The 24,980-nt window shown below is 60.3% G+C and carries 22 protein-coding genes; 18 read left to right on the top strand and 4 right to left on the bottom strand.

What is annotated here, in order from left to right:
- Positions 1–210: 210 nt before the first annotated feature.
- From FIV42_RS04315 to FIV42_RS04305, 3 genes are all read right to left on the bottom strand, one after another.
- Entirely contained in the window at positions 211–681 is a 471-nt protein-coding gene (locus FIV42_RS04315) for a septal ring lytic transglycosylase RlpA family protein (protein ID WP_141196486.1), read from the bottom strand.
- 237 nt (positions 682–918) lie between these two features.
- Complete coding sequence (locus FIV42_RS04310) at positions 919–2,100, bottom strand: thiolase family protein (protein WP_141196485.1); 1,182 nt, start codon at positions 2,098–2,100, stop codon at positions 919–921.
- Between the two features lie 81 nt (positions 2,101–2,181).
- Entirely contained in the window at positions 2,182–4,560 is a 2,379-nt protein-coding gene (locus FIV42_RS04305; RefSeq protein ID WP_141196484.1) for a 3-hydroxyacyl-CoA dehydrogenase/enoyl-CoA hydratase family protein, read from the bottom strand.
- 372 nt (positions 4,561–4,932) lie between these two features.
- Between FIV42_RS04305 and FIV42_RS04300 the strand changes: the two genes are divergently transcribed.
- The 10 genes from FIV42_RS04300 to FIV42_RS04255 all read left to right on the top strand — a co-directional run bounded on the left by FIV42_RS04300 (position 4,933) and on the right by FIV42_RS04255 (position 11,569).
- Complete coding sequence (locus FIV42_RS04300; RefSeq protein ID WP_141196483.1) at positions 4,933–5,181, top strand: BolA family protein; 249 nt, start codon at positions 4,933–4,935, stop codon at positions 5,179–5,181.
- Positions 5,178–5,579 (top strand): Grx4 family monothiol glutaredoxin, encoded by a 402-nt coding sequence (gene grxD, locus FIV42_RS04295; protein ID WP_174769487.1) that lies wholly within the window; start codon positions 5,178–5,180, stop codon positions 5,577–5,579. The genes FIV42_RS04300 and grxD overlap by 4 nt, the downstream gene beginning before the upstream one ends.
- Positions 5,580–5,820: 241 nt before the next feature.
- Positions 5,821–6,351, top strand: a complete 531-nt coding sequence (gene rpsP / locus FIV42_RS31055; protein WP_281285786.1) for a 30S ribosomal protein S16 — start codon at positions 5,821–5,823, stop codon at positions 6,349–6,351.
- A gap of 51 nt (positions 6,352–6,402) precedes the next feature.
- Positions 6,403–6,666 (top strand): KH domain-containing protein, encoded by a 264-nt coding sequence (locus FIV42_RS04285; RefSeq protein WP_141196481.1) that lies wholly within the window; start codon positions 6,403–6,405, stop codon positions 6,664–6,666.
- A gap of 3 nt (positions 6,667–6,669) precedes the next feature.
- The gene (rimM, locus tag FIV42_RS04280; RefSeq protein WP_141196480.1) at positions 6,670–7,215 is read left to right on the top strand and encodes a ribosome maturation factor RimM; all 546 of its coding nucleotides are present in this window, start codon (positions 6,670–6,672) and stop codon (positions 7,213–7,215) included.
- A gap of 29 nt (positions 7,216–7,244) precedes the next feature.
- Entirely contained in the window at positions 7,245–7,925 is a 681-nt protein-coding gene (gene trmD, locus FIV42_RS04275; protein ID WP_141196479.1) for a tRNA (guanosine(37)-N1)-methyltransferase TrmD, read from the top strand.
- A gap of 145 nt (positions 7,926–8,070) precedes the next feature.
- The gene (rplS, locus tag FIV42_RS04270; protein WP_141196478.1) at positions 8,071–8,430 is read left to right on the top strand and encodes a 50S ribosomal protein L19; all 360 of its coding nucleotides are present in this window, start codon (positions 8,071–8,073) and stop codon (positions 8,428–8,430) included.
- Positions 8,431–8,651: 221 nt separating this feature from the next.
- Positions 8,652–10,313, top strand: a complete 1,662-nt coding sequence (locus FIV42_RS04265) for an AAA family ATPase (RefSeq protein WP_141196477.1) — start codon at positions 8,652–8,654, stop codon at positions 10,311–10,313.
- Between the two features lie 11 nt (positions 10,314–10,324).
- Positions 10,325–10,999, top strand: a complete 675-nt coding sequence (locus FIV42_RS04260) for a ribonuclease HII (RefSeq protein WP_141196476.1) — start codon at positions 10,325–10,327, stop codon at positions 10,997–10,999.
- Positions 11,000–11,140: 141 nt separating this feature from the next.
- Positions 11,141–11,569 (top strand): YraN family protein, encoded by a 429-nt coding sequence (locus tag FIV42_RS04255; RefSeq protein ID WP_141196475.1) that lies wholly within the window; start codon positions 11,141–11,143, stop codon positions 11,567–11,569.
- 18 nt (positions 11,570–11,587) lie between these two features.
- Here the strand turns inward: FIV42_RS04255 and FIV42_RS04250 are convergent, their stop codons facing one another.
- Positions 11,588–13,177, bottom strand: a complete 1,590-nt coding sequence (locus tag FIV42_RS04250) for a hypothetical protein (RefSeq protein ID WP_141196474.1) — start codon at positions 13,175–13,177, stop codon at positions 11,588–11,590.
- 362 nt (positions 13,178–13,539) lie between these two features.
- Between FIV42_RS04250 and FIV42_RS04245 the strand changes: the two genes are divergently transcribed.
- The 8 genes from FIV42_RS04245 (at position 13,540) to FIV42_RS04215 (ending at position 24,804) form a co-directional block, all read left to right on the top strand.
- Complete coding sequence (locus FIV42_RS04245) at positions 13,540–13,866, top strand: hypothetical protein (protein WP_141196473.1); 327 nt, start codon at positions 13,540–13,542, stop codon at positions 13,864–13,866.
- Positions 13,867–14,133: 267 nt separating this feature from the next.
- Entirely contained in the window at positions 14,134–14,466 is a 333-nt protein-coding gene (locus FIV42_RS04240) for a hypothetical protein (RefSeq protein ID WP_141196472.1), read from the top strand.
- Between the two features lie 129 nt (positions 14,467–14,595).
- On the top strand, positions 14,596–16,206 hold the full coding sequence (locus tag FIV42_RS29990) for a tetratricopeptide repeat protein (RefSeq protein ID WP_168210398.1): 1,611 nt from the start codon (positions 14,596–14,598) through the stop codon (positions 16,204–16,206).
- 58 nt (positions 16,207–16,264) lie between these two features.
- A complete protein-coding gene (locus FIV42_RS04235; protein WP_168210397.1) occupies positions 16,265–19,696 on the top strand; it encodes a tetratricopeptide repeat protein in 3,432 nt (1,143 codons plus the stop codon).
- An 80-nt stretch (positions 19,697–19,776) separates the two neighbouring features.
- Positions 19,777–21,309, top strand: a complete 1,533-nt coding sequence (locus tag FIV42_RS04230; protein ID WP_168210396.1) for a tetratricopeptide repeat protein — start codon at positions 19,777–19,779, stop codon at positions 21,307–21,309.
- A 295-nt stretch (positions 21,310–21,604) separates the two neighbouring features.
- On the top strand, positions 21,605–21,892 hold the full coding sequence (locus FIV42_RS04225) for a hypothetical protein (protein ID WP_141196469.1): 288 nt from the start codon (positions 21,605–21,607) through the stop codon (positions 21,890–21,892).
- A gap of 126 nt (positions 21,893–22,018) precedes the next feature.
- Positions 22,019–24,226, top strand: coding sequence for an AgmX/PglI C-terminal domain-containing protein (locus FIV42_RS04220; protein ID WP_141196468.1), 2,208 nt, complete (start codon positions 22,019–22,021; stop codon positions 24,224–24,226).
- Positions 24,223–24,804: an AgmX/PglI C-terminal domain-containing protein gene (locus tag FIV42_RS04215; protein ID WP_168210395.1), complete on the top strand. Its 582-nt coding sequence runs from the start codon at positions 24,223–24,225 to the stop codon at positions 24,802–24,804. Before FIV42_RS04220 ends, FIV42_RS04215 begins: the two co-directional genes overlap by 4 nt.
- The last annotated feature ends 176 nt before the right edge of the window (positions 24,805–24,980 follow it).

Below are 24,980 nucleotides of genomic sequence, written 5' to 3'. Positions count from 1 at the left end.
GTCCTCCGCCCGATACACATTTCGGTCGCCGTCGGGGGGGGCCTCGCCGGAACATCCACATCCTACGAAGGTAAGGAGACTCAGCCCGCAGGCGGCGCAGTATCTTCCCAACCACAATGGCAAGCGAAAAGGCATGTGCCCGGCTGTTTCAGGAGGCTGAATCCAGTCAGATTATACTCAGGGACGAATATGAGTTCCAGTGCGCCGGTGCTAGTCCGTGGCACGCACCCGCGAGCCGTCACCCCACTGCACGACCTCGAGTTCGACGTGCTGCACGCCGCGCTCGACGAGGTCCAGGTCGGTCGCCGCGGCAAACGACAGATCGATGATGCGGCTGCCGTGGTAGGGTCCGCGGTCGTTGATGCGCACAACAACCGATTTGTTCGTCTCCGGCTCGATGACGCGTACCACCGTGTGGAACGGCAGGGTCTTGTGAGCCGCGGTAAAGGCGTACATGTCGTACGGTTCGCCGGAGGCGGTGGTGCGGCCGTGAAATTTCTTGCCGTACCAACTCGCTCCGCCGCTGAGTGCGTGCTTCTTTCCGTCGGGTCCGTTGGCGGCTCGATCGGTGATCAGATCGCCTTTGGGATCGCGGATGCGCGAGGTGTCGTAGGTGGAGCCACAGGCGTTCAGGACGAACGCGGCGATAAGCGAAATTATGAGAAAACGCAGGTGCTTCATGCACCTAGGATACTATTTGGGCAGCCAAACTACAATTTGAGGGTCGAGTCATCGAAAGCGTGCGCCAAAGCGGCCCCCAAATTGTAGTTTGTCTGCTCAAATAGCGCGTCGAGTCATCGAAAGCGTGCGCCAAAGCGGCCCCCAAATCGTAGTTTGTCCGCAAAAAAAGAGGGTCGTGCCACCGAAGATTTTCGGCGACACGACCCTCGAAGGGTCGTCTGTTTGGGTCTAACAGACTTACTTCTTGATGCGCTCGAAGAGGCCGGCAGCGCCCATGCCGCCGCCGATGCACATCGAGACGACGCCGAAGCGGCCGTCTTGCTCCTCGAGGGCGCGCAGGATCGTGCCGGTCATGCGGGTGCCACTGACGCCCAGCGGGTGACCCAGAGCGATCGCGCCGCCGTTGACGTTGAGCTTGTCCATGTCGACGCCGAGTTCACGGGCCGAGTAGACCGACTGGCTTGCGAACGCCTCGTTGATCTCGAACAAGTCGATGTCTTCGACGCTCATGTCGTGCTTCTCCATGAGCTTGCGGATCGCCGGGACCGGGCCGATGCCCATGATCTCGGGAGCGACGCCGGCGACCTGGAAGCCGCGGTAGTAGCCCATCGGCTCGAGGCCGAGCTCGTCGGCTTTCTCCTTGGACATCACCACCACGGCTGCAGCGCCGTCGGTCAGCGGCGATGCGTTACCCGGGGTGACCGAGCCACCCTTGCGGTCGAAGACCGTCGGGAGCTTGGCGAGCACTTCGAGGCTCGAGTCGGGGCGCGGGCCGTCGTCTTTGCTGACGGTGACTTCTTTGCGGGTGCCGTCGTGGTTGACGACTTCGGTGTGAACCGGAATGACCTCACCCTGCATGAAGCCGCGCTCCCAGGCGTCGACGGCGCGCTCGTGGCTGCGAAGGGCGAACTTGTCCTGATCTTCGCGGCTCACCTCGAAACGCTTGGCGACGTTTTCGGCGGTGGTGCCCATGGGGATGTAGATCTCGGGGTGCTCCTCCATCATCTGCGGGTTCGCCGAGGGCTTGTTGCCGCCCATCGGGACCATGGTCATCGACTCGGTCCCGCCGGCGATGCCCACGTCGATGGCGCCGATCATGATACGCTCGGCGACCTGCGAGATGGTCTGCAGGCCCGACGAGCAGAAGCGGTTGACGGTCATGGCCGGCACGGTGTCGGGCAGGCCGGCCATCAGCGAGGCGATGCGGGCGACGTTCATGCCCTGCTCACCCTCGGGCATCGCGCAGCCGATGACCACATCTTCGATGTCTTCGGCTTTGAGGCCCTCGGCGCGCTCGAGCGCCGCCTTGATGGCCTCGGCGGCCATCGTGTCGGGGCGAGTGTCTTTGAGCAGGCCCTTCTTCGCCTTGCAAAAAGGCGTGCGGGCGTAAGAGACAATGACAACTTCGCGCGTTTCCATAGTTTTCTCCATATATGTGGCTTCAGGGCGGACGCGGGTAAAACCCGCGACCGCCGTTGGTTTCTTCCTGAGCGGCGCTGTTTAGTTACGAAGCGGCTTGTTGTGCATGAGCATGTGCTGCATGCGCTCCTGGCTCTTCTCTTCGCCGCACAGCGACAGGAAGGCCTCGCGCTCGAGTTCGAGCAGCCGGTCTTCGCTGGTGAGCACCGCGCGGGTGGTCTCGCCGCCGCACAGCACGTTGGCCAACATCTTGCCGATGTGGCGGTCGTAGGCCGAGATCTGCTTCTGGCCCTCCATGCTGTAGAGCATCATGTCGATGGTCGCCACGCCGTCCTTGCCGGGCAGGCGGAACTGGGTGGGACGCGGCGCACGGAAGCCCGCTTCGTACATGCCGATGACCCGCTGCTTGGCGTGGTGCAGGCGATGCTCGGCGTTGATCGACAGCCCGTCGTCGAGCTTGAGGAAGCCCGCCTCGCGTGCCTGTTCGGCGCTGCGCGAGACTTCGGCCATACCGATCTGCATGAAGACCTTCTGCAGGAAGGGGAGGGCGTCGAAGTCGGCGTCGCTGGCGTGCTTGCCGAAGATGTTGCGCATCAGCTGCAGGTTGCCGCCACCGCCGGGCACGAGGCCCACGCCGACTTCGACCAGCCCCATGTAGAGCTCGCCGGCAGGCTGGATAGCGTTGGCGCCCATGGCTACCTCGGCGCCGCCACCAAGGGTCAGGCCGCGCGGGGCAGCCACGACCGGCTTGGACAGGTAGCGCATGCGCTGGTTGGCGGCCTGGAAGCGGGTGACCATCTCTTCGATGTCGTCCCAGTTGCCCGCGCGTGCGTTCATGAGCACAAGCATCAGGTTGGCGCCTGCCGAGAAGTTGTCCGAGCCGTTTCCGATGACCAGCCCTCGCCAGTCGCCGTCTTCGACCTCGTCGGCGGCCTGCTCCATCATCGCGATGATGTCGTTGTCGACCGAGTTCATCTTGGTGTGGAACTCGAGCAGGGCCACGCCGTCGCCCATGTCGTAGAGGCTGGCGCTGGAGTTGCCCATCACCTTCTTGTCCGACTTCTTGAGCACGTCGATGGAGATCTCGCGCTCGTCGGCCGGCACCGGCTTGTAGTCATTTGCCTCCACGTCGTAGTACTCACGCGTGGCTCCGTTCCAGCGGTAGAAAGACTCGTGGCCGGCTTCGACCATCTCGTCGATCCAAGAGGGCAGCTCGATGCCTTCTTCCTTCATCTGCTCGACGGACCACTCGAGGCCGATGGCGTCCCAGGTCTGGAACGGCCCGAGCTTCCAGTTGAAGCCCCAGCGCATCGCGCGATCGATGTTGACGACATCGTCGGCGATCTCACCCATGCGTCGCGCCGTGTAGGCCAGCGAGCGGTAGGTGGCGGCGCGTGCGAAATCGGCGGCCTTGTCCTCGCCCTCGCGGATGACGTAGCGGATCTTGTCCGCCGGCGAGCCCTTGGCACCCGATAGGCTCGAAAAGTCGCTCTTGTCGCGCTTTTCGTACTCCATGGACTCCGGGCGAAGGGCCATGATGCCTTCGTCGGTCTTCTTGTAGAAGCCCTGGCCGGCCTTTTGACCCGTCCAGCCCTTTTCGACCATGTCGCGCAGGAAGTCGGGGACTTCAAAGACCTCGCGGTCCTCGTCGTCAGTCAACGTCTCGTGGCAGTTGTCGGCCACGTGCACGAAGGTGTCCAAACCGACGACGTCACCGGTGCGGAACACAGCCGACTTCGGTCGGCCCATAGGCTTGCCGAAGACCTGATCGACGTCTTCGATGGTCATATCGAAGTCGCTCATCAGGTGCATGATGCTCATGATGCCATGCACGCCAATGCGGTTGGCGATGAAGTTGGTGGTGTCCTTGCCGAACACGATGCCCTTGCCGAGCACGTCGCGACCGAACGCGATCATCGTCTCGGTGACCTCCGAGGAGGTGTCCTCGGCCTCGACCAGCTCGAGAAGCTTCATGTAGCGCACCGGGTTGAAGAAGTGCGTCACCAGGAAGCGCTCTTTGAAGCTGTCGCTGCGGCCTTCGAGCATGCCCGCGATGGACAGCCCGGAGGTGTTCGAGGTGATGATGGTGTCTTCGCCGGCGTGCTCTTCGATCTTGGAGAAGGTCGCCTGCTTGATGTCCATACGCTCGGGCACGGCCTCGACGACCCAATCGGCGTCGGCGAGCACGTCGAGATCATCTTCGATGTTGCCCGGCGTGATCAGCTCGAGATCGCGCTTGGTGAAGATGAGCGCCGGCTTGCTCTTCTTGATCTGCTGGATCGCGTTGCGCGCGATCTTGCTGCGAAACGCCGGATCCTTCGGATCGTCGCCCTCCTGGGGTTGTGGGACGATATCGAGCAGGTGAACGGGGATGCGAGCGTTGGCCAGGTGCGCGGCGATGCCGCGACCCATGACCCCGGCGCCGATGACGACGGCCTTTCGAATGCGCTTGGTTGCCATAAGTGTGCTTCCTTTGCGTAAGGTCGTTTGAGCGAGAGGAAACGGCGACTGGCGCGTGCATCTGGCGGCGTGCTCAGTGCGCACGCCATGCGCCAATGAACCACGATTCAGTGCGGCTACTTATAATTGTGTGAACCGGATTTGGTCAAGCGCTGGCCGCATCGCTTCGCTTGCTGGACGCAACTCGGACACGCGCTTAATTTGCGAGGCAAACCCGTAATCACCGCGGGCCAAAGATCCAATCTTGTGACGGACGCATCTTGAATTCGCGAGCGAATCCTATTAGGGGAAGGGGCGTGAACCGGGCGACCCGGCGAGTTCGACCTCGTGGGTCACACGCGGAATTTAACGCCAGCCAGAGAGTTAGACACAATGATTGAGCCGGAAGAGATCGTCTCCAAGATCAAAGCATCTCTGACGGATGCCGAGGTCCACGTTCAGGACCTGACGGGTACCAAAGATCACTACCAGGTGACCGTCATCTCCGAAGCGTTTGACGGGAAGCCGCTCATCAAGCGCCACCGCATGGTCTACGACGCCCTCAAAGAAGAGATGAAAGGGCCGATCCATGCACTGACGCTCGACGTTTTTACTCCAGAGCAGTGGGAAGAGAAGTCATGAGTGACGAAAAGAAGAAGATTTCGCTTCCGATCGCCGGTTCCGAGTCTGCCGAGGCCGCGCCGAAGACGCGCGACGAAGGCGGCGACGTTCTCTCGGAGATCGAGAAGATGGTGACCGAGAATGATCTGGTGCTCTTTATGAAGGGCACGCCCCAGCAGCCCATGTGCGGGTTTTCGGCGCGCGCGGCCGCGGTGTTGTCGAGCTACGGCAAGCCGTTTTACGCGGTCAACGTGCTCGCCGACCCCGAGATCCGTCAGGGTATCAAAGACTACGGCGATTGGCCGACCATTCCGCAGCTGTACGTCGGCGGCGAGTTGGTGGGCGGCTCTGACATCGTGAGCAAGATGCACGAGTCGGGCGACCTCGGTCAGATGATCGAAGATGCTTGCGGCGACTGAGCAGCCGCCGTGCAATTGAACACCGGGATGGATTTGTCCTCCCGGTGGTCGCTTTTTTGCCGGCCGGCGCCACGCGCACTTGACAGGGACGGTTGGGATCTCTAGTGTTCCCGACCTTCCGAGGCCTTGCAAATGCAGGGCCGCGCAATTTTATAGACCGTGGGTGCTCCTCCGGGCGCGCTCACATAAGGAAGTTGGTTTTCCAAAAGACGACTGAGAAACGATGCCTGTACGACTTAGAATGCAGCGTTATGGCGCCAAAAAGCGCCCCTTCTATCGCGTGGTTGCCACCGACAAGCGTAGCCCCCGTGATGGTCGGTTCATCGAAATGCTGGGCACCTACGACCCGCTCCACGAGCCGGCCACGGTGCGCCTGAACTCCGAGCGCGTCGAGTACTGGTTGAGCGTCGGCGCCCAGCCGACCGACACCGTGCTGTCGTTGATCCGGCGCATGCGCCGCGGCGACGTGGTCGACCTGAGCGAAGAGGGGGCCGACGAGGCTGCCCGCAAGGCCCAGGCCGAGCAGAAGCGTCAGGCCGACGAAGCTCGTCGCGCCGAGATCGCCGAGCAAGCCAAAGCTGAGGCCAAAAAGGCCGAGGAAGAGGCCAAGGCCGCTAAAGAGGCTGAGAAGGCTGAAAAGGCTGAGAAAGCTGAGGCCGAAGAAGCTTCGGAAGAGGGCGAAGAGGCTGAAGAGGCTTCGGAAGAAGCTGAGAAAGCCGAAGAGTCTAAAGAAGCCGAAGAGTCCGAGGAAACTTCCGACGAGGAAGAGTAATCGGATTGGCTCACCTCTCGAGCCGAGTACTAGTCTGTGGGAGAGCACACGATGGCTGCAACCGACAAGGACACCGCCGAAGCCTACCGCGAGCTGGTTCGCTACGTGGTGGAGTCGCTCTTGGGTGACGACGTTGACTTCAACGTCGAGGCCGACGAGGGTGACTCGCAGCTCGATATCAAGATTTTCACTCCCGACGACGTGCGTGGGCGCGTGATCGGTCGCGGCGGGCGGATCGCTCGCGCCATGCGCAGCATGGTGACCGCGGCCGACATCGGCACCGGCAAACAGGTCACCGTCGATATCGTCGACTGACCGATGGCGGATCGAGAGCTCATCCAAACGGGGACCTTCGGACGTGCGCACGGAGTGCGCGGCGAGATCCGCTACTTTCCCGTGAACCCGGGATCCGACCTCTTCGAGGTGGGATCGCGGGTTTTCGCACGTCGGGGGGACCAAGATTTCCCGTTGACGGTGGCTCGGGCGCGTCGAGCGAATAAGTTCGACATCGTCCAGTTCGACGAGGTCGCCGATCGCGACGAAGCCGAAGCGCTGACCAACCTCGAGGTTTTCGTCGACGCGGAGGTGCTTCCCGAGTTGGAAGAGGACGAGTTCTATCAGAAGGACTTGGTAGAACGGGAGGTCCTCATCTTGCTCGCTGAAGAGGGGCCGTCGCGTTCGATTGGCGAGGTTGGCGGGTTTTTCGAGACCGGCGCCAACGATGTGATGGTTGTTCATATGAGTGACGGCTCCAAGCTCTTCGTTCCAATGATCGAAGACGCCGTTGCCGACCTCGATCACGACGGAGCCGTGCTTCTCCAACCCCTCGATCATTGGGCTCCGGAAGGCACCGAGCTTCCCTGAGCCATCCTCCTGCCCGCAGGCGATCTGCCGTGAAGTTCCAGATCCTGACACTGTTCCCGGAGTTTTTCGAGACTCCCCTCCAAGCGACCATCTTGGGCCGTGCCCACGACAAGGGCCTGGTGGATTACGAACTCGTCGACATCAGGGACTTTGCGACCGACAAGCACAAGACGACCGACGATCTCCCGTACGGGGGCGGAGCGGGCATGGTCATGAAGCCCGAGCCGTTGGTCGGCGCGCTGGAGCATGCGCGCGAACAAGATCCGGCCGCGCCGCGGATCCTCATGAGCCCGCAAGGTGAGCCGCTGAGCCAGAGCTTGGCCCACGAACTCGCCGAACTTCCAGGGATGATTCTGACCTGTGGGCGCTACGAAGGGATCGACGAGCGGGTGCGCCAAGGATGGATCGACCGCGAGGTCTCGATCGGTGATTACGTTCTGAGCGGCGGCGAGCCCGGCGCGCTTGTGCTCATCGACGCCGTCACGCGTCTGCTTCCGGGCGTGCTGGGCAACGAGGCGTCGATCCGCGAGGAGAGTTTCGCCGACGGTCGCCTCGAATATCCTCAATACACCCGCCCGCGGGAGTTTCGCGGACGGCAGGTTCCCGAGGTCTTGCTCAGCGGCAACCATCAAAAGATCGCCGATTGGCGCCGCGAACAGTCCGTCGAGCGAACCAAGCAGCGACGGCCCGATTTGCTACAGGACGATTAACGTCTTTACTTCGCTCGGGTGTCGTGTTACATCACCCCGCCCTTGGCGAGGGTCCAACTAGTGTAACCCCGGTTTCGCCGGCCCTGCCGTCGGAACGGACGAGCCATAAAATCGATTGACCGCCACACAACGGTGGAGACGAACCATGAGCCTTATTGACAAGATTGAAGAGCAGCAGCTTCGCGAGGACGTTCCTCACTTCCGCTCCGGTGATACCGTGCGCGTCCACCTCCGCATTCGCGAGGGTGACAAAGAGCGCGTCCAGGTGTTCGAAGGTGTCGTCCTGGGCCGAAGCGGCTCCGGCCTCAAAGAGACCTTCACCGTGCGCAAGATCTCGGCCGGCGGCATCGGCGTCGAGCGTATCTTCCCGGTGCACAGCCCGCGTATCGAGAAGATCGAGTTGGGCAACATCGGCCGCGTGCGCCGCGCCAAGCTCTACTACCTGCGTGAGCGCACCGGTAAGTCGGCGCGTATCCGCAGCAAGCGCGAGCGTAAGGGCGTCTGAGTTCGTTCGCCTTTGAAGACTGCGTAAAAAGCCAGCGCCCGCCTTTTTCTATCGGCGGGCCGCTGGCTTTTTGCGTTCATCGCCGACGTGTACCAAAGCGGTAGACAACAGCCCGCCAGCGGCGCTAAACTGCACGTATGCGAATCCGAGAGATCATATTCCAAGGTGTATTCGGTTGCGAGTCGCCGGTCCGGCTGGCCACGGCCCCCGGCGTCGACCGGATGAGTCTTCCGTCGGACCTGACGACCGCCGACGTTCACGCGCTTGTCATCGCGCTACTGTACCCCTCCCGTGTGCCTTCGCCGCTGGACGAGCAGTTGAAGCAGGACGGCACGATCAAGTTGGCGGTGGTGTTCGAGCAAGATGACAAAGAGTATCGCGTGCTGCGCCGAGGCAAGCCGTCGTCGCTGCGTCTACAGAGAAAAGGCGAGGGGGGCTATACCGGCCTCGCCAAGGGCGAGGATGCCACGGTCGAAGCGTTGGCCGGCGAACTCGGTCTGCCGGACTTCGAGTCCTTTGCAGCGCTGAACCTCTGGCGATTCGACGACGACGAGCTCTACGACCCCGCGAACGGCGCTGCTGCACTCGACGAGCGCGGCCGTGAGCTCGTCGAGAAGTATCGCACCGCCGTGCGTGTCGAAACACTCGAGGACCGAATCAAGAATATCGAGGGCAAGATTGCCGAGCAACGCAAACAACTCGGCACCGGCGCCAAGATCGAAGAGAAGCTCGAGCAGGCGAAAGCCAAGCTCGAGCAATTGCGACTCGATGATCTCTCCGAGGAAGATCTGTCTCTGTTATCGGAGAAGGACGAGCGCTTCGAGGAGTTCGACCACCAGCTCGATCGTCTGATTCGCCAGGAAGAAGACGAGCGCATCGACGTGGAGCGAAAGCTGCCCGATCGTCCTTGGAAGGTGCCGCTCTTCTGGGCCGGACTGGCGATCGGCGTGGCCGCGCTCGGGGTGTCGGTCGGCATGCACGACACGCTGAGACAGGCCGCCGCGGTCAATGTCGTCGGCTTCGGCATGGTTGCCTGGGTGTTGCTCAAGTACTTCACCGATCTCGAACGGGCCAGTGTGCACCAAGTGCGCCTAGAATCGATCAAGCGCCGCCTCAACCAGGTGCGCGAAGAGGAAGTCTCGTTTCGCGAGCAGATCAATCATCTGTTGATTCACGCGGGTGTCGAGAACGAAGAGGAATTGTTCGTCCGCGTCGAGAAGACCAGCAAGCTCGAGCAGATCATCGAGCAACTCGAGGCCAAAGCCACGGAAGCACGCCGCGATCCTACCTACAAAGCCGCGGCAGCCACGATCGCCGAACTCGAGGAAGAGCTCGAGGATCTAGAGGCCGAGCGCACGTTGCTTCCGGAGTTCGTCATGTCGACCTTCCAGCTCGAGAACGATCTGCAGAGCCTTGGCATCGAGCCAGCCGACGCCCTTTCTGACGACGAAGACGACGAGCCCGAAGAGGTGCCCCAGACTGCATTCGGTCGACTCAAGTTGGCCGCCGAGCGCACGGGGCAGTGGACTGCGAGTGGATTGCAGTCTCGAACCCGCAAGATGTGGGGCAAGATCTGTGGGCACGTGCTCGGCAATCGGTTCAAGGGTGTGGAGCTTTCGCCCGAGGGCGACTTGCGCGTTCGCGATCTGAGCGACGATAAGCTCGAGATGTGGCGACGCACGCGAAGCTCTGAAGAGCGTATCGTCAAGGCGGCCTTGGCGCTGGCGCTTCACGTGAACACCGCCGATCGTTCGGGGGGCTACTTCGAGACCATCTGGGTCAATGACCCGCGTGACGACTTCGGTTCGAATGTCTCAGACGCCTTCGACGAGGTGTTCGAGAGCGCCGCGAAGAAGAGTCATATCGTATTGTGCAGCGGATAAACCGACCGTCCATGAGTCAGCAGAATCTCTTTCAGAAAGGCGAGCCGGTCATCGGCGAACTCGAAGACTGGTGTGTCTCCCAGGGCTACCGGTTTATCATCGGCGTCGACGAGGCCGGGCGAGGCCCATTGGCCGGTCCGGTTTATGCGTCGGCAGTCGCAATAGATCTCGAAGCGCTCGAAGAGCCTTGGCTCGAACTGCTCGACGACTCCAAAAAGCTCGAGCAAACGCGCCGTGAAGAGGCCTTCGAACTCATCCAAGCTTCGGCGCCGGCTTTCAGTATCACGTTCAGCGATCATGCCGTGATCGACGAAATCAATATTCTCCAGGCGACTCATCGCGCCATGGAGGCGGCCGTCGCTGAGGTGTGTGAGCAACTCGACGGTCCTCCCGATTACGTCTTCATCGACGGCAATATGCCCGTCAAACTGTCGCTCCCGCAGCGCGCGGTCGTCAAAGGCGATGCACGTAGCCGAGCCATCGCGGCGGCCAGTATTCTGGCGAAGGTTTCCCGTGACGAGGTCATGGCGCGCCATCACGAACAGTGGCCGGAATACGGGTTTGCCAGCAACAAAGGCTATCCTACCAAGCAGCACCGCGATGCGGTTGCCGAGTACGGACCTTGTCCCATCCACCGGCTCACGTTCGGTGGTGTGCGCGAATACCGCGACAAGCTCCGCAAATAGAAAACGACGCCGCGATCCCCCGTCAGGTGCCGCTGTGGGGGCGGTTTTCGTTTTTTTTCTCCACACACACGCAACGATTCGGCCCTTCTTGCCGAAAACCGTAATAGGGACCGTGTGTCACTCTTCCGTGGAGAAAACGAGATGGAACAGACGAAAGACGACTCGAAAGACCTTGACCCGCGTCGCGAAATTGGGATGGCTGGCGAAGATCTCGCTGCCGAACATATGCGCGAGTTGGGTTGGGAGGTCTTGCACCGCAACTACACCCTCAAGATGGGCGAGTTGGACATGGTGGCCAGCCGCTACGGCAAGGTGGGCCACCGAATGGAGCAGACACTGGCGTTTGTCGAGGTCAAGACCAAGCGCACCCCATTGGGGCCGCCTCCGGAAGCTTCGGTCAACGCCCGCAAACGTGGGCGGTTGGTGCGCCTGGCGAAGGTGTATCTGCAAAAAGAGAAGGTTCGCAAGGTCAACGTTCGCTTCGACGTCATTGCCATCGACCTGAGCGGCGAAGAGCCGAAGCTGACGCATTTTCCCTGTGCGTTCGATGCTGACGGGCGGGTCTGGTAGCCGCGTCCCGAAAGGCGTCTACCGGTCGCTCGCATCCTTGGTCGCCGCCTCGGCGTCGTAAGCCTCGACCTTCTGCTCGTAGACTTCTGCGAAGGGCGTGCGCTCGACGGTGCGCATGATGCGCTCCCGGAGGATATAAGCGGTGGTGTCGGTCTCTTTGCCCTTGGCGTCGAGCTTGGTGGGAGCGCCTTCGAGATGCAGCACCAGGTCACCCCATTGCTCGAGATAGATGCGCTCGGCCTCATCGCCTTCGCCGGCGCGCATGCACACGGACTGGCCGTACTTGCCGCGGTTGTGAGTCAACTTCGCGTCGGGATAACGCACCTTCATCATCTCGACGAGCGCGTCGAAGTATTCGTCAGCGTCGTCGAGAGAATCCCAGACGCTCAGATGCGAAATGAGGGTTTGGCCCTCGGACGTCTCGTAGGCGCGCAGCCGGTCGCCGTCCCAGCCATCGAGCGCCTTGTCGAGCGGGGCACGATTCTTCTGGCCGTCTTCGCCCTCGAGCAGATGCTCTTCGAGGACCAAGCGCATCTGGTACTCGCCCAACACGCTGTCGTAGATGAGTGCGTCGTCTTCGAAGGTCGGCTCGACGTTGTAGTCGAGACGCACGGGCTCGTCTCCGGCGAAGTAGCGTTCCGGGTGCAAGATCTGCTCGGTGGAGACGGGCGGGTTCTTGTAAACTTGATTGACGCGCTCCCAGTCATGCCCCAAGCGGGTCTTGATTACGAAACGCATGCCCCCAAAGTAGGGAAATACGAGGAGCTTGCGGATCATGCGCGGTGCGTCGGCCAAGGCCGACTCGGACAGCTGCGACGGATCGACCGGAGAGGAGGGGTTTGTCCCCTGAGGGACCATCTGTTGCAGAGCTCCGATATCCTCCCGGGTCAACTGCGTGAGGACGTTGGCCATCATGGGAATGTCGATGATGCTGCGCACTTGGTCGCGCGGCAGAACGCCTTCCTCGTACAACGAGAAGTCGATCATCACCACACTGGCGTCGCCCTCGATGAGCGCCGAGCGTGCCAAGGCGAAATCACCGTTCTCCTTGCTGCTGATCGGCTCGACCATGCGCTTGATGTCGAAGTGCTGGTCTTGGATGGCGTGGAAGATTTCATGAGCCATTGCCGGTCGCTGCAACTCCAGGGGGATCCCCTGCATGATGTACAGCTCTTTGGCGTTTTGGTCGTAAAACCCGGCGATCTGCTCGGTCAACACGTCCAGCAAGGTTTGCTTGTAGTCGAGGTCCTCGGGCATCAAGCCTAACTTCTTGAAAACTTTGGCTTCGTTTTCGACATCTTCGTCAGTGACCTCTTCGGCGAGCCGCTCGATGAGCACCTTGCGGAGTTGGTCGCGGTTGCGAATGCCCTTTTTGATTTCGTGCTTGAGCGATAGGCCGCGGATCCTGGCGACTTCGCCCGAGATCTCGGCCGCCTCTTCGAGCAGGCGCTCACCGCTGGCGTCGGCACCAGCTTTGGCGTCGTCGGCAGTGCTTTCGGGGTTGGCGGAGGCTTGCTCCTTTTGCTGGCCGAGGGCCGAAGCCGGGGCGAATGCCGCGACGAACAGAAGGGTACAAACAATGCGACAGGACAGACGATGAATCGACATGACAGGCTTCTCCGCCGGAGAGAAATCAAGCTTGCGATCGCTCGCCGGCAGCAACAAGACTCGGCGAGCGCTCCCGCGTTTATATAACAGGCGAGTGCGGGTTCAAAGCCCGCTCCTCAGGTTGCGCCTCCAAAAAAGATCGGGCTGCCATGAGAATTATCTAGACACGAGGACTTATTTCTTGAAAATGTATAGGAACGTGCTAAGCCCAAAAGAGGCATATTGTTGGCACGTATGGCTTTGCCAGTGACAATCAGTTGATTGAAGTGGTTCACAGGGACCGTTGACCGACACGTTGCCATGCCGTGCACTGGCTTGTTGAAAACCCTGGGCCCACACCAAAAGTTTAAGGAGTGACAACCATGAAGCTCAAGAGTCTGTTGATCGCTTTGATCGCGCTCTCGTTCTCGTTCGCCACCGCTTGCAGCAACGGCGAAGCCAAGCCTGACGAAGCTCAGGAAGAGGTCAAGGAGCAGGAAGCGCCGATGGAAGAGGAGACCGAAGAAGCTGCTGAGGAGACCGAAGAGGCTGCCGAGGAAGCAGCTGAGGAAACCGAAGAAGCTGCTGAAGAGGTCGAGGAAGGCGCTGAAGAGGCCGCTGAAGAGACCGAAGAAGCCGCTGAAGAAGCTGGCGAAGAGATGGAAGAAGAAGCGGCTGAAGAAGAGCCCGAAGCGGACGACAGCATGTGAGTCGCTGCTGATCCGTTAGGATCGAAGAAGGCCGGCGGGTATTCCGCCGGCCTTCTTTCGTTCTTGTTTCATTCTTGCGTGGTTCGCATTGTCTCAAAAAGAATTGATTCTTGTCAGAGCAAGAATTGATGCTGTGGTAGACGACAATAAACTGCAAAAGGCGCTCATCCCGAGTCAGAGAGCGACCTTGACGAGAGTGCGCCTTCAAGTGCATTCTGCATGCAGCATGAATCTCAATGGTCATCTGTGGTGTGTGGAGGAAGGCGAATGCAGCGATGGCGTCACTTTTTGGGAGGCTCACTCTTTGCCGGGGCCCTATTGGCGCTGACGGTGACCCTGACCGCGTGCGGCGACGATATGTACGCCAGCTGCGATCTGGAAGCGGGGAGCCTGTGTGCCGATCCCGAGTCTAACGTGAGCTGTGTCGAAGAGCAGAACTTGCAGTGTGAAACTCAGATCTGCGCGCGGTACAAGGGGAGTCAGGCGTTCTGCACGACGACCTGCGAGTCCGACGGCGATTGTGTGGCCGGAAAGTGCCGGCAGTTCCCGTTCGGCTCGAACACCAGCTACTGCGTCGAAGACGTCGACATCGATGAGTGACGACGGTCTGCGACTGGCCGGCGTAACCACGTTGGCCGGGGCGGCGAGCAGCACCGAGAGACCCTGATGAATATCTGCGCGAGGTTAGCGCCTGCGCGTCTACTAGAATCTTTTCATGGAGCCAAATCCATGTCGAAGCGCTTTCTGAGTGGTTTTCTCGTCCTCCTAGCTATCCAGCTAGTCGCGGTCAGTCAGGCCGGGGCTCAGGGCACGATGTCCTTCGGCGAAGAAGAAGTCGAAGAGGAAGCCTCTCCCGAGAAGACCGGCCCCTTTGCGGACCTTCTGGCCGAGGGCAAAAAGCTCTACGAACAGAAGAAGTACGACGAGGCCAGCCTGATGTTCTACAAGGTGGTCTCCTCGGAAGACGTGGCCGCCGAGGCCTATGTGCCCGAAGCCGAGTATGAACTCGGAAAGACGCTGCTGCGAATGGAGTTGTATCAGGGGGCTTTGAGCTACTTCGGCCGCATCGTCGACGCCGGAGAGTCGCACCCGTATTATCTGCCCACGTTGCGTGGCCTGGTCCTGTTGACCGATGTCATTCCCGGTGACCCCTCGCTGATGCAGCGACTGGCTCCCTACGCCAGCTATTACCCGCAAGATGTTCCCGAAAAGTACCGCGACCAGTTCGCCTACTTGGTAGGCCGCCATCTGTACCAGCAGATGAACAATGCGGAAGCACTTCGCCTTCTGACCGCGGTCAGCAAGCGCAGTGAGCACTATGGAAAGGCGCACTACATCGCTGCGATCACCCACGTGGCCAACTACGAGGCCAAGCCCGCCGTCCAAGAGTTCAAGACGGTGCTCTCCCACCTTCGCTCCAAAGAAGAGAGCACAGCACTGACTCCCGAGGAGCAAGAGCTCAAGGAGCTGACGACCTTCGGCATGGCGCGCGTGTTCTACTCGACGGGCGACTACGGCACGAGCCTCAAATACTACTCGAATATCGACCGCAGTTCGGTGCGCTGGCCGCAGGCGCTGTTCGAGTCGAGCTGGGCCTTCTTCCAGACCGACGATTACAACAAGGCGCTGGGCAACCTGCACAGCCTGAACTCGCCGTTTTTCGCCGACGCCTACTTCCCCGAGGGGCCGATTCTGTCGGCGGTGATCTTCTTCTACAACTGCAAGTACGAGCGTGTGCGCTACGTACTCGAGGACTTCGATTACTACTACGCTCCCCTCAAAGACGATGTGCAGGCGGTATTGACCGACTATCAAGATCCGACCGCAATGTTCGAGTGGCTCGAGAAGCTCGAAGGCGGCAGCGCCGAGTTCGACCCGCAGGTCTACCAGATCTTGGATGCTGCGCTGGACGACGCTCAGGTCGAGCGTAAGTTCGACCTCGTCGACACGATTCGAAAAGAGAAAGAGAAGATCGGCACCATGCCCGACGCTTGGCAGTCGAGTCCGCTGGGAACTTCGCTTTTGCAGGAGTCCGAGTTGGCGTTGAGCTTCGCGGTCAGCGACGCTGGCACCGTAGCTCAGCAGCGCCTGCAGCGTGTGGTGCGCGAGCTCGAAGAGCTGATCATGCAGAAGGAAGAGATCACGTTCGAGGTCGCCCGCGCCGAGCAGGGCCAGATCGAGGCAGACATCCGCGCGGGCATGAACGTCCAGGGGAATGTCACCGATTCGCCCGAGATTAAGATCAGTGACGAGCAAATGTATTGGACGTTCGACGGGGAATACTGGCGAGACGAGTTGGGGGCCTATGTCTTCAACATCAACTCGGAGTGCAGCCGCTGAGCGCACACGTGTGAGCTGGGCGCGGCCGCCTCGGCGCCGACTGTTGGCGGCGCGCTCGATGACTAGCTTCAAGGAGCACCAGATGATCGCTTTCTTCAACCGCTCGTCCGACAACACCAAGGCGCGCCTGCTTGCCGCTGCGCTCCTCGCCGCGTTGTGCCTCGCGCTGCCCGCGCAAGGATGGGCCCAGGAAGGGGCACCCGAAGAAAAAGAGAAGGAAGAGAAGACCGTTCAGGTCGCCGAGGCCAAGGACCAAAAGGAGCGACCCTCCCTCGAAGGCGAGGAGGAAGGTCCGAATGTCAGCGCCTCGAGTTCGATTCCCACCAAGCAAGTCGAGAACGTGCGCCGGCTCGACGAGCAGATCGTCCAGCTCAAGAAGCTCATCGACAGCTGCCCCCAGAGCAACCCCAAGTGCGCCGAGTACCTGTTCAACTTGTCCGAGATGTACTGGGACAAGTCGAAGTACTACGAGATGACGGCGTTCAAAAAACAGGACCAGTGCTACACCCTCGACGACAAGGGCAACAAGCAAAAGGCCAAGCAATGCCGCGCCTCCATGCAGCGCATGCTCGACGAGGCCGAGCGGCTCAAGAAGGAAGCCGTCCAGCTCTACGTCGATATCTATCAGAACCACCCGAATTTCAAAGATCTCGACAAGGTGCTCTTTTACTTGGGGACCAACCTTCAAGAGATCGGCAAGCAGGAAGAGGCGATCAAGATCTTCAAGCGCCTCATCCGCGACTTCCCCAACACCAAGTACGTGCCCAACGTGCTCTTGTCGTTCGGTGAGTACTACTTCAACAACGACGACGCCCAAAACGCGCTCAAGGCCTACAAGAAGGCCGCTCAGTACAAGGATTCGGAGGTCTACGCCTACGCCAAGTACAAGGCGGGCTGGTGCTATTTCAACATGGCCCAGAAGGACAAGGCGCTCGACACGTTCATCAACGTGATCAAGTACGCCAAGAAGCACCCGAACCACCCCCAGAGCAAGGCGTTGATCAAGCAGGCGCGCAAGGACATCGTGCGCACGTACTCGCACGTGGGTAACCCGAAAAAGGCAATCCCCTTCCTCAAGGATATCACCAACGACGACAAGGAGACTTGGCTCAAGTTGGCCGAGCGCCTGGCGATCCACTACGGCGACATGGGCAACACGCGCGACTCGACGCGCATGTACCGACAGCTCATCAAGCTCAACAAGACCAGCGTCAAGACGATCGACTACCAGTACGAGATCGTGCGCAACCAGACGGTCTCCAACGCCTACAGCGTCAAGTCGATCAAAGAGTTGGTCCGTCTGATGAAGCTGGTGCAGTACGCCGACCAAGACAAATTCGGTGACACCAAAGAGCAGAACTACGACCGCAAGCGAAAGCGCGTCGAGTCGTTGGTTCGCCAGTGGGCCACTCAGTACCACCGCGAGGCGCAGAAGACCAAAAACGCCGACCTGTACTCGATGGCTTACCACCTCTACAAGCACTACCTGGAGACCTTCCCGGACTCCCCCAAGAAGTACACCACGACGTTCTTCTACGCTGAACTGCTCTACAAACTGCAGCAGTGGGAGAAGGCCGCCGAGAGCTACGAGAAGGTCATCGATATCGACCCGAAGGGCAAGTACACCGAAGATGCGGTCCACGCGGCGGTGTTGGCGTACTTCAAGGTGGTCGACACCTCCGAGGAGCAGGCGGAGATTGCCGAGAGCAGCATCGCCAAGGTCGACGACGAGACCAGCGATGAGAAGGACGAGAAGAAGGACGGTGAGCAGGCCAAGAAGGAGCCGCCCAAGCCTAAGGAGATCCCCGACCTTCACAAAAAGTTCATCCACGCGCTCGAGCGCTACATGAAGCACGCGCCCGACGGCGAGCGTATCGTCGACGTCAAATACAACTTGGCGCGTACCTATTACGACTTCAACCACTTCCGTGAAGCGCTCGAGATCTTCAAGGACATCGCCTACAACCACAGCGAGCACCGCCTGGCGGTCATCGCGGCGAACCTGCACCTCGACACGCTCAACCTGCTCAATGACTTCGAGGGCCTGCACAAGGCCGTCGTCGGATACATCGAAAAAGAGCCCATCGACGATGGGCCGTTCATGGACAGCGTGAACACGCTCAACGTGCAGATCCGCTTCAAGATCTGCACCGTCCACGACGAGAAGGAGCAGTGGAAAGACGCCGCCAAGTGCTTCGTTCAGTTCTACCGTGATTTCCCGCAGTCGGAGTACGTCGACAAGGCGCTCTACAACGCCGCGCTCGACTTCGAGCGCATGCGCGACCTCGGCAAAGCCATCAAGGTGCGCGTCTTCTTGCTCAAGGCGACCCCGCAGTCGCCCCTGGCGCCGAAGACGCTCTACAATATCGGCGGCAACTACCACGCGCTGGCCGTCTACAGTCAGGCCGCCAAGTTCTATGAGCTCTTTGTGGCCAACTTCCCCGAGCACGAGAAGGCCGAGCCGGCTTTGGCCAACGCCTCCGAGTTCCGCTACGGACTGGGCGATTATGACCGCGCCATCAAGGACTATGAGCACTACCTGAAGCTGTTCGGCAAAAAGAAGCCCGAGCGCGCTGCCATCGCCTACTTCCAGATCGCGCGTATCTACGAGAAGCAGGGCGAAGAGCGAAAGGCGCTCAAGCAGTACCAGCGCTTCCTGCGCGAGTACGAGAAGAAGTCCGATTACGACCGCATTCTCAAGGCTCACGCCGCCATCGGCATGTACTACTGGGACGAGGGCGGCCCGAGAAATAAGCGCCGAGCTCTCAAGGAGTTCAAAAAGACGCTCGATATCTACACGTCGCTCGACGAGAAGACTCAGGGTGAGCTGAGCGACGGTCGCGACGCGGCCGCCCGCGCCAAGTTCATGATTGGTGAGGACGTCTTCCAGGAGATGGCCGAGATCACCATCAAGTCGGCCAACGAGAAAGAGCTGCAAAAGCGCATCAAGAAGAAGATGGAGGTCGCCGAGAAGGCTCAGAAGATCTTCGAGCAAGTCATCCTCTTCAAGCGTCCCGACTGGGCCATTGCCGCGCTGTACCGCATTGGCGCGCAGTACCAGAACTTCGCCGAGACGGTGCGAAACAGCCCGGTGCCCAAGCGCCTGACTTATGACCAGGAAGAGATCTACAAGGGCCTGCTCGAAGACCGCGCCTCGATGATCGAGAACAAGGCGGTGCAGGCATACAAGCAGGCGCTCGATGTGGCCCTCAAGCAAAACTGGTTCAACGAGTACAGCAAGAAGGCCGAGATCCAGTTGGCGAAGCTTCGCCCGCGGGAGTATCGCAAGCCGTCGGAGCTGCGCGCCGAACCCGAGCACCTCAACCCTGGCTTCATGCGCTCGGCGTTCATCACCAAGATGAAAGAGGAGGATCGCCTCCAAGACTTCGACCAGGGCACCACCGAGGATGCGGCCGAGGACGCCGTCGAGTCGTCTGACGTCGAGGGCGAGGGCGCTGCCGAAGGAGATGAGACGGCCGACGCCTCCTGACGCGAGGTGAGCACGACGGAATGAAAGCGTTGCTGGCTTTGCGAAGCATGAGGCTCGAAACACCGATGAATAGACGCGATATGAAGCGAATCGAAAAATCTCACGCCGGCCGGTTTGGCCGCACGATCACCATCCTCTTGGCCGCGTTGCTGCTTGTTGCCAGCGGGTGCTCGACCGGGGGGAATACCAAAGACGACAAGAACGCCTCGGATCTGGCGCAGGGCGGCAGCACGAACGTCGACGCCAAAAAAGAGTTCGAGAAAGCGGTCGAGATCTACGAGAAGCAGGGCGAGCAGGGTGTGGGCGACGCGGTCTCCGCGCTCGAAGATGCCGTCGATGAGGATCCCGGTTTCGGAAAAGCGTGGTTCAACCTCGGGCTGCTCTACGAGGAGCAGGGTGAGGTCGAAGATGCACGCGAGGCTTACAAAAAGGCCGTCGAGACGGCTCCGAAGCTCGGGGCGCCGCACGTCAATCTCGGCATGATGGCCCTCGATAACGGGAATATGGACGCGGCGCGTCAGCACTTTCGCGACGCGCTCGAGGCCGAAAATTACAACCCGGCCGCCCACAACAACATCAGCGTGTTCTTCCGTCAGGATGACGACTTCGGCAAGGCGGTGCGCCACGCTCGCCTGTCGCTGGCCGGTGATGCGAGCAACGTCAAGGCGTATGCCAACCTGGCGCGTATCTACTACGCCCGTGGAAACCACGACGTCGCCAAGCTCGTAATCCTCAACGCGCTCAAGATGGATCAGGGCCTCAAGGAACCCGATCTTCGTAACATTCTCGGCTTGGTAGAACTTGCCCGTAAAGATGTCACCGAAGCGATCCGTCAGTTCCAAAAGGCCATCGAGCTCGAGCCCGATCACGTGCCGGCGCGCATGAACCTGGGGGCGGTCATCCTCAACGTGCGTGATTACGAGCGCGCCCTGTCGCACTTCGAAAAGGTGCTCGCTCAGGAGCCGAACAACACAGAGGCAAAGATTTCGATCGCGGTCGCCAAGCGCGGCATGGGTAATCTGGAGGCGGCCGAAAAGATCTACAAAGAGATCTTGGAGCGTGAGCCAAAGAACGCCATCGTCCAGTATAACTTGGGCGTGCTCGAGCACGAGCACAAGGCGCAAGATGCCATTGCCGGGGTCAATCGCGAGCCGCCACCGCAGGCCAAGAGCGACGATCCCGTCGACCAACTCGAGGCGAGTGCGGCGACCACGGAGTGGAACGTCGAGAACCTGGAGAAGGCGATCGATCACTACAACCAAGCGATCGAGCACTACCGCAACTATCTGGCCTACGACAACAAGGGCAATGAAGCCCACCGCAAAGAGGCCAACGAGCGGATCGGTCAGGTCACCAAGATCATCAAGGCGACCAAGGAGCAGATCCCCCAGCTTCGCACCACCGTCAAAGAGTTGCGTGACCAGGCGAAGATGATGAAGGAGCAGCAGGCCGAGCAGGCTGCGGCCGAAGAGGAGAAGCAACAAGAGCAACAGGACCAGCCTGAAGGCGACTCTGACGGGGCCGGAGACACCGAGAACCCCGAAGGCGGACAAGCTCAGGACGGGGGCGAGTCGAAGCAGCAGGAGGCTGCCTCGGCTCAAGAAGGCTCCTGATTTATGCATGAATTACCCAGACCACATACGCCCGCTATTCAAATTAGCGGGCGTTTGTGTTTGAACTCGAAAAAAGTCGCGCGTGAAGTGCGCCAGATTGTGGTTAGCTTTGCGCGGTGGTGTCACTGTGGTACATTGAGACAGCTAGAAACACTGAAGCTAAAATTTATTTGGGAACCTTCGGAACTTTCGAACGCTCCCGTTGTCCAATCACTTGGAACCCGTCGCCAAGGCCGAGCGTGTCGAGGCGAGGCTTCGTGAAAATTCTGGCCTACTGATGACTGTAGGAGCAGCCATGCTGAAAAAACTCAAAGTACTCGCTGGAGTTACTGTCTTTCTCATCCCGACCATGGGCGCGGCGCAAGACATGCCGCAGCCGGAGGTGGGCCGCACGCAAGGCGGCGGAGACGTGCAGTACCAAAAGGAGACGGTCTACGACTTCGAGGGTGACGACGTCACTGGAAGTCTGGTCAAGCCTGACGGCGAGAACATCACCGGCCAGACCCACGGGAAGACGAGCAGTCTGATCAAGATTCGCTCGGATTTCATCCCGGAGATGCTCGAGTCGGTCGAGGACCTGTAAAGAGAGTTACTGGCCGCGCGGGCGGAACCCCGGCGGCTGGAAGCCCGGGGCGGACGCCGTACTCGGGTGCAGAATACGACGGCGTCTCATGAGTAGCGCGCACCACTTTTGAGGGATAAGGGAGCGATGAGTCAAAACAGCGTCAAACTTCGCTTTGAGATCGTCCGGGACGGCGAAGTTGTACGGACTGAAGAACTCGACCAAAACGTCATTAAGATCGGTAAGTTGGCGAGTTCCCACCTACGACTCGAAGATCCGAACGTCTCGCGCATCCACGCGGTGATCGAGAAAGGGTCGGGCGGATCTTACAGCGTCATCGACCTGGGGAGTGCGTCGGGGACGTTCGTCAACGGAGAGAAGGTAACCAAGACCGAAATTTCGAGTGGCGACGAACTGCAGTTCGGCGACACCACCGTGCGGGTCAATTTCGTGGAGGCGGGCGAACAGCCGGCAGCCGACATGGAATTTGGCGGTGCGGGCGATGCCACGCAGGTGACCAGCGGTCTCGAGCAAAAGCTCGACGTCGACCGCCAGCAAACCGGCGAGCCGACTGAGCAACCGGCGGCCCAGGCTGACCAGTCGGCTCAGCAGGCCGAAGAGCAGCAGGCGGCGTCGACCCAGCAGCGGGCTACCGGACAGGGAGCTCAGCACCAGGCGGTCACGCTGGCTGACGGCACCGTCGTCCAGCCGTACACACAGCAGGGCTATTACGACGAGCAGAACAACTACATCCCCTACTGGTACGACGAGCACGGTCAGTACCAAGCTGGCTACGGCTATTACGATGAAGCCGGCCAGTGGCAGGTCGCCTACGGCTACTACGATCCCAACGGTGAGTGGATCGCCACCGAGGAACCTGTGGGTTTCGTCGGCGGCGAGTCCGATACGGCGACTGCCTACAACGGACCGTCGGACAGCGACGTGTATCAGGAGGAGTTCTTCGAGGGTTCGGGCGGAGATACGCTCGAGGTCGCGATGATTTGGGCCGATCACGTCCTGTCGGTGACAAGTTTCCCCACTCCGCGCACCGTGACCATCGGTCCGGACAAGGAAAATGACTTTGTCATCGAAGACCCTGCATTCGGCCAAGATATCCAGTTTCCCTTCATCGCGTGTCGCGGTGGGTCGTTCTACCTGATCTTTACGCAGGCGATGGACGGCTTCATCCAAAATGGCGACCAGCGCTACAGCCTCAGCGAGGCGATTGGACAGAACGTCGCCAAGCAGAGCGCCGAGGCCCCCAGCGCCTTCGAAGTGCCGATCGGCTCGCGCAGTAGCGCGCGCATCGACATCGGCGCGACGACCTTTTTGGTCCATTTCACTGACATGCCTGCAGTGATCGGCGGTGGATTTTCCATCGACACCGAGCCGCTGCCGTATCTGGCTATCAGCGCGGTGGCCCACATCCTGTTCCTCTTCTTGGCGATGACCCTGCCGGACGATGCTAAGAGCCTCGACCTCGATGGCTTCCAGGCTGAGGACCGCTTCGTCGAAATGATGATGAAGCCCGAGCAGGAAGAGAAGAAGGAACCCGACTGGCTCGACAAGGACCAGGGCAACGAAGAGGAAGCGGCCAAGCATAAAGGCGAAGAGGGACAGGCCGGCAAAGAGGATGCCGAGCAAGAGAACAAGCGCATGGCCATCAAAGGCCCGCCCGACAACTCCAATATGGAGCTCAAGAAGGCGCGCGACACCAACGTGGCGATGAACGCCGGTGTCATGCAGGTCTTCAACCAAAACCAGGTCAGCAGCATGTGGGGCAACAGCAGCCAGTCGGTTGGCAGCGACGCTATCCACGCGTTGGGTAATCTCGAAGGCGACTCGGTCGGCACGGCCAAGGGCTTTGGCGGGCTGGGGCTGTCGGGTTCCGGCCGTGGTGGCGGCGGCGTCTCCGAGCGCGGCATTGGCATGGCCAACGTCGGCACAGCCGGCCGTGGTGGTGGCGGTCGTGGTGGCTCCGGTTACGGTAAAGGTGCCGGCAACTTGGGCGAGAAAGACAACAAACTTCCGCAGGTTGTGCCGGGTCGCCCGGTCGTGACCGGCTCGCTCGACAAAGAGATCATCCGCCGCGTCATTCGCAAGCACCGTCGTGAGATTGCCTTCTGCTACGAGAAGGAACTGCAGAAGAACAAAAACTTGTCTGGTCGCATCAAGGTCAAGTTCACCATCTCCGGCACCGGTGATGTTATCGCGGCGATGGTGCGAAGCAGCACCCTGAAGAACCGCGCCGTCGAATCGTGTGTCACCTCCAAGATTCGCCGTTGGGTCTTCCCCGAGCCGAAAGGCGGTGGCATTGTCGTGGTCAACTACCCGTTCAACTTCAGCAGGCAGTGACCATCAGCTTCGACTCTAATTCGGAAGCGCGCGTCCGCACCCTGGGTGCGGGCGCGCGTTTTCTTGTTCTTTTGATCTTGGCAATCGCGGCTGGGTGCGCCTCGACGCCCGATGAGCGCGCGGACGATACCACTCGACGCATTCCACCGGCCGTCAGCGACTCGAGCCACAATCCGGAAGGGACCGACCCGGTCGCGGTACGCCCGAGGGTCAGCGTCGACGTACAGGGCGAGCAGGACAGTGGGCTCCAGACGACCGGGGCCGCCAAGCTCTTACAGCGAGAGACACGCCGTTGTTATCGCCTGGCGCTGCAGGTCAATCGGGCATTGGAAGGTACGGTGGTCTATGAGGCGATCGTGACCAGCAACGGGCGCGTGGCCGGAGTGGAGCAGGTTTCTACAAGCGCTTCGAGTACCCGACTGGAGCGTTGTGTCGAGCGGATCTTGCACAAGCTTCGCTTCGATCTTCCCAGGTCGAAGACCGCGATGATCCGTCGGCTCTACGTGCGACTCGATTTACGCCGCGAAATCTTCGATCCGCAAGCGCCCCCAATTGAAGAAGAAAATCTAAAAAAATGATCCAATCTTGCGCTTGCGCTTTGGCGCGTCTGCGGGCGATTCTACCTAGTAGAACGGGAGGTTGCGAGCCGAACCTTCAAGGGGTTATGATGCGACGAGAATTGTTGCCGTAAAAGTGTGAACAATCGAACCGTCTGGACCATTTCCGAGCGACGGGAGAACCACGATATGGAAGA

The organism is Persicimonas caeni (assembly GCF_006517175.1).
Taxonomy (GTDB): Bacteria; Myxococcota_A; Bradymonadia; order Bradymonadales; family Bradymonadaceae; genus Persicimonas; species Persicimonas caeni.
This window is presented reverse-complemented; position numbering and strand designations above follow the sequence as displayed.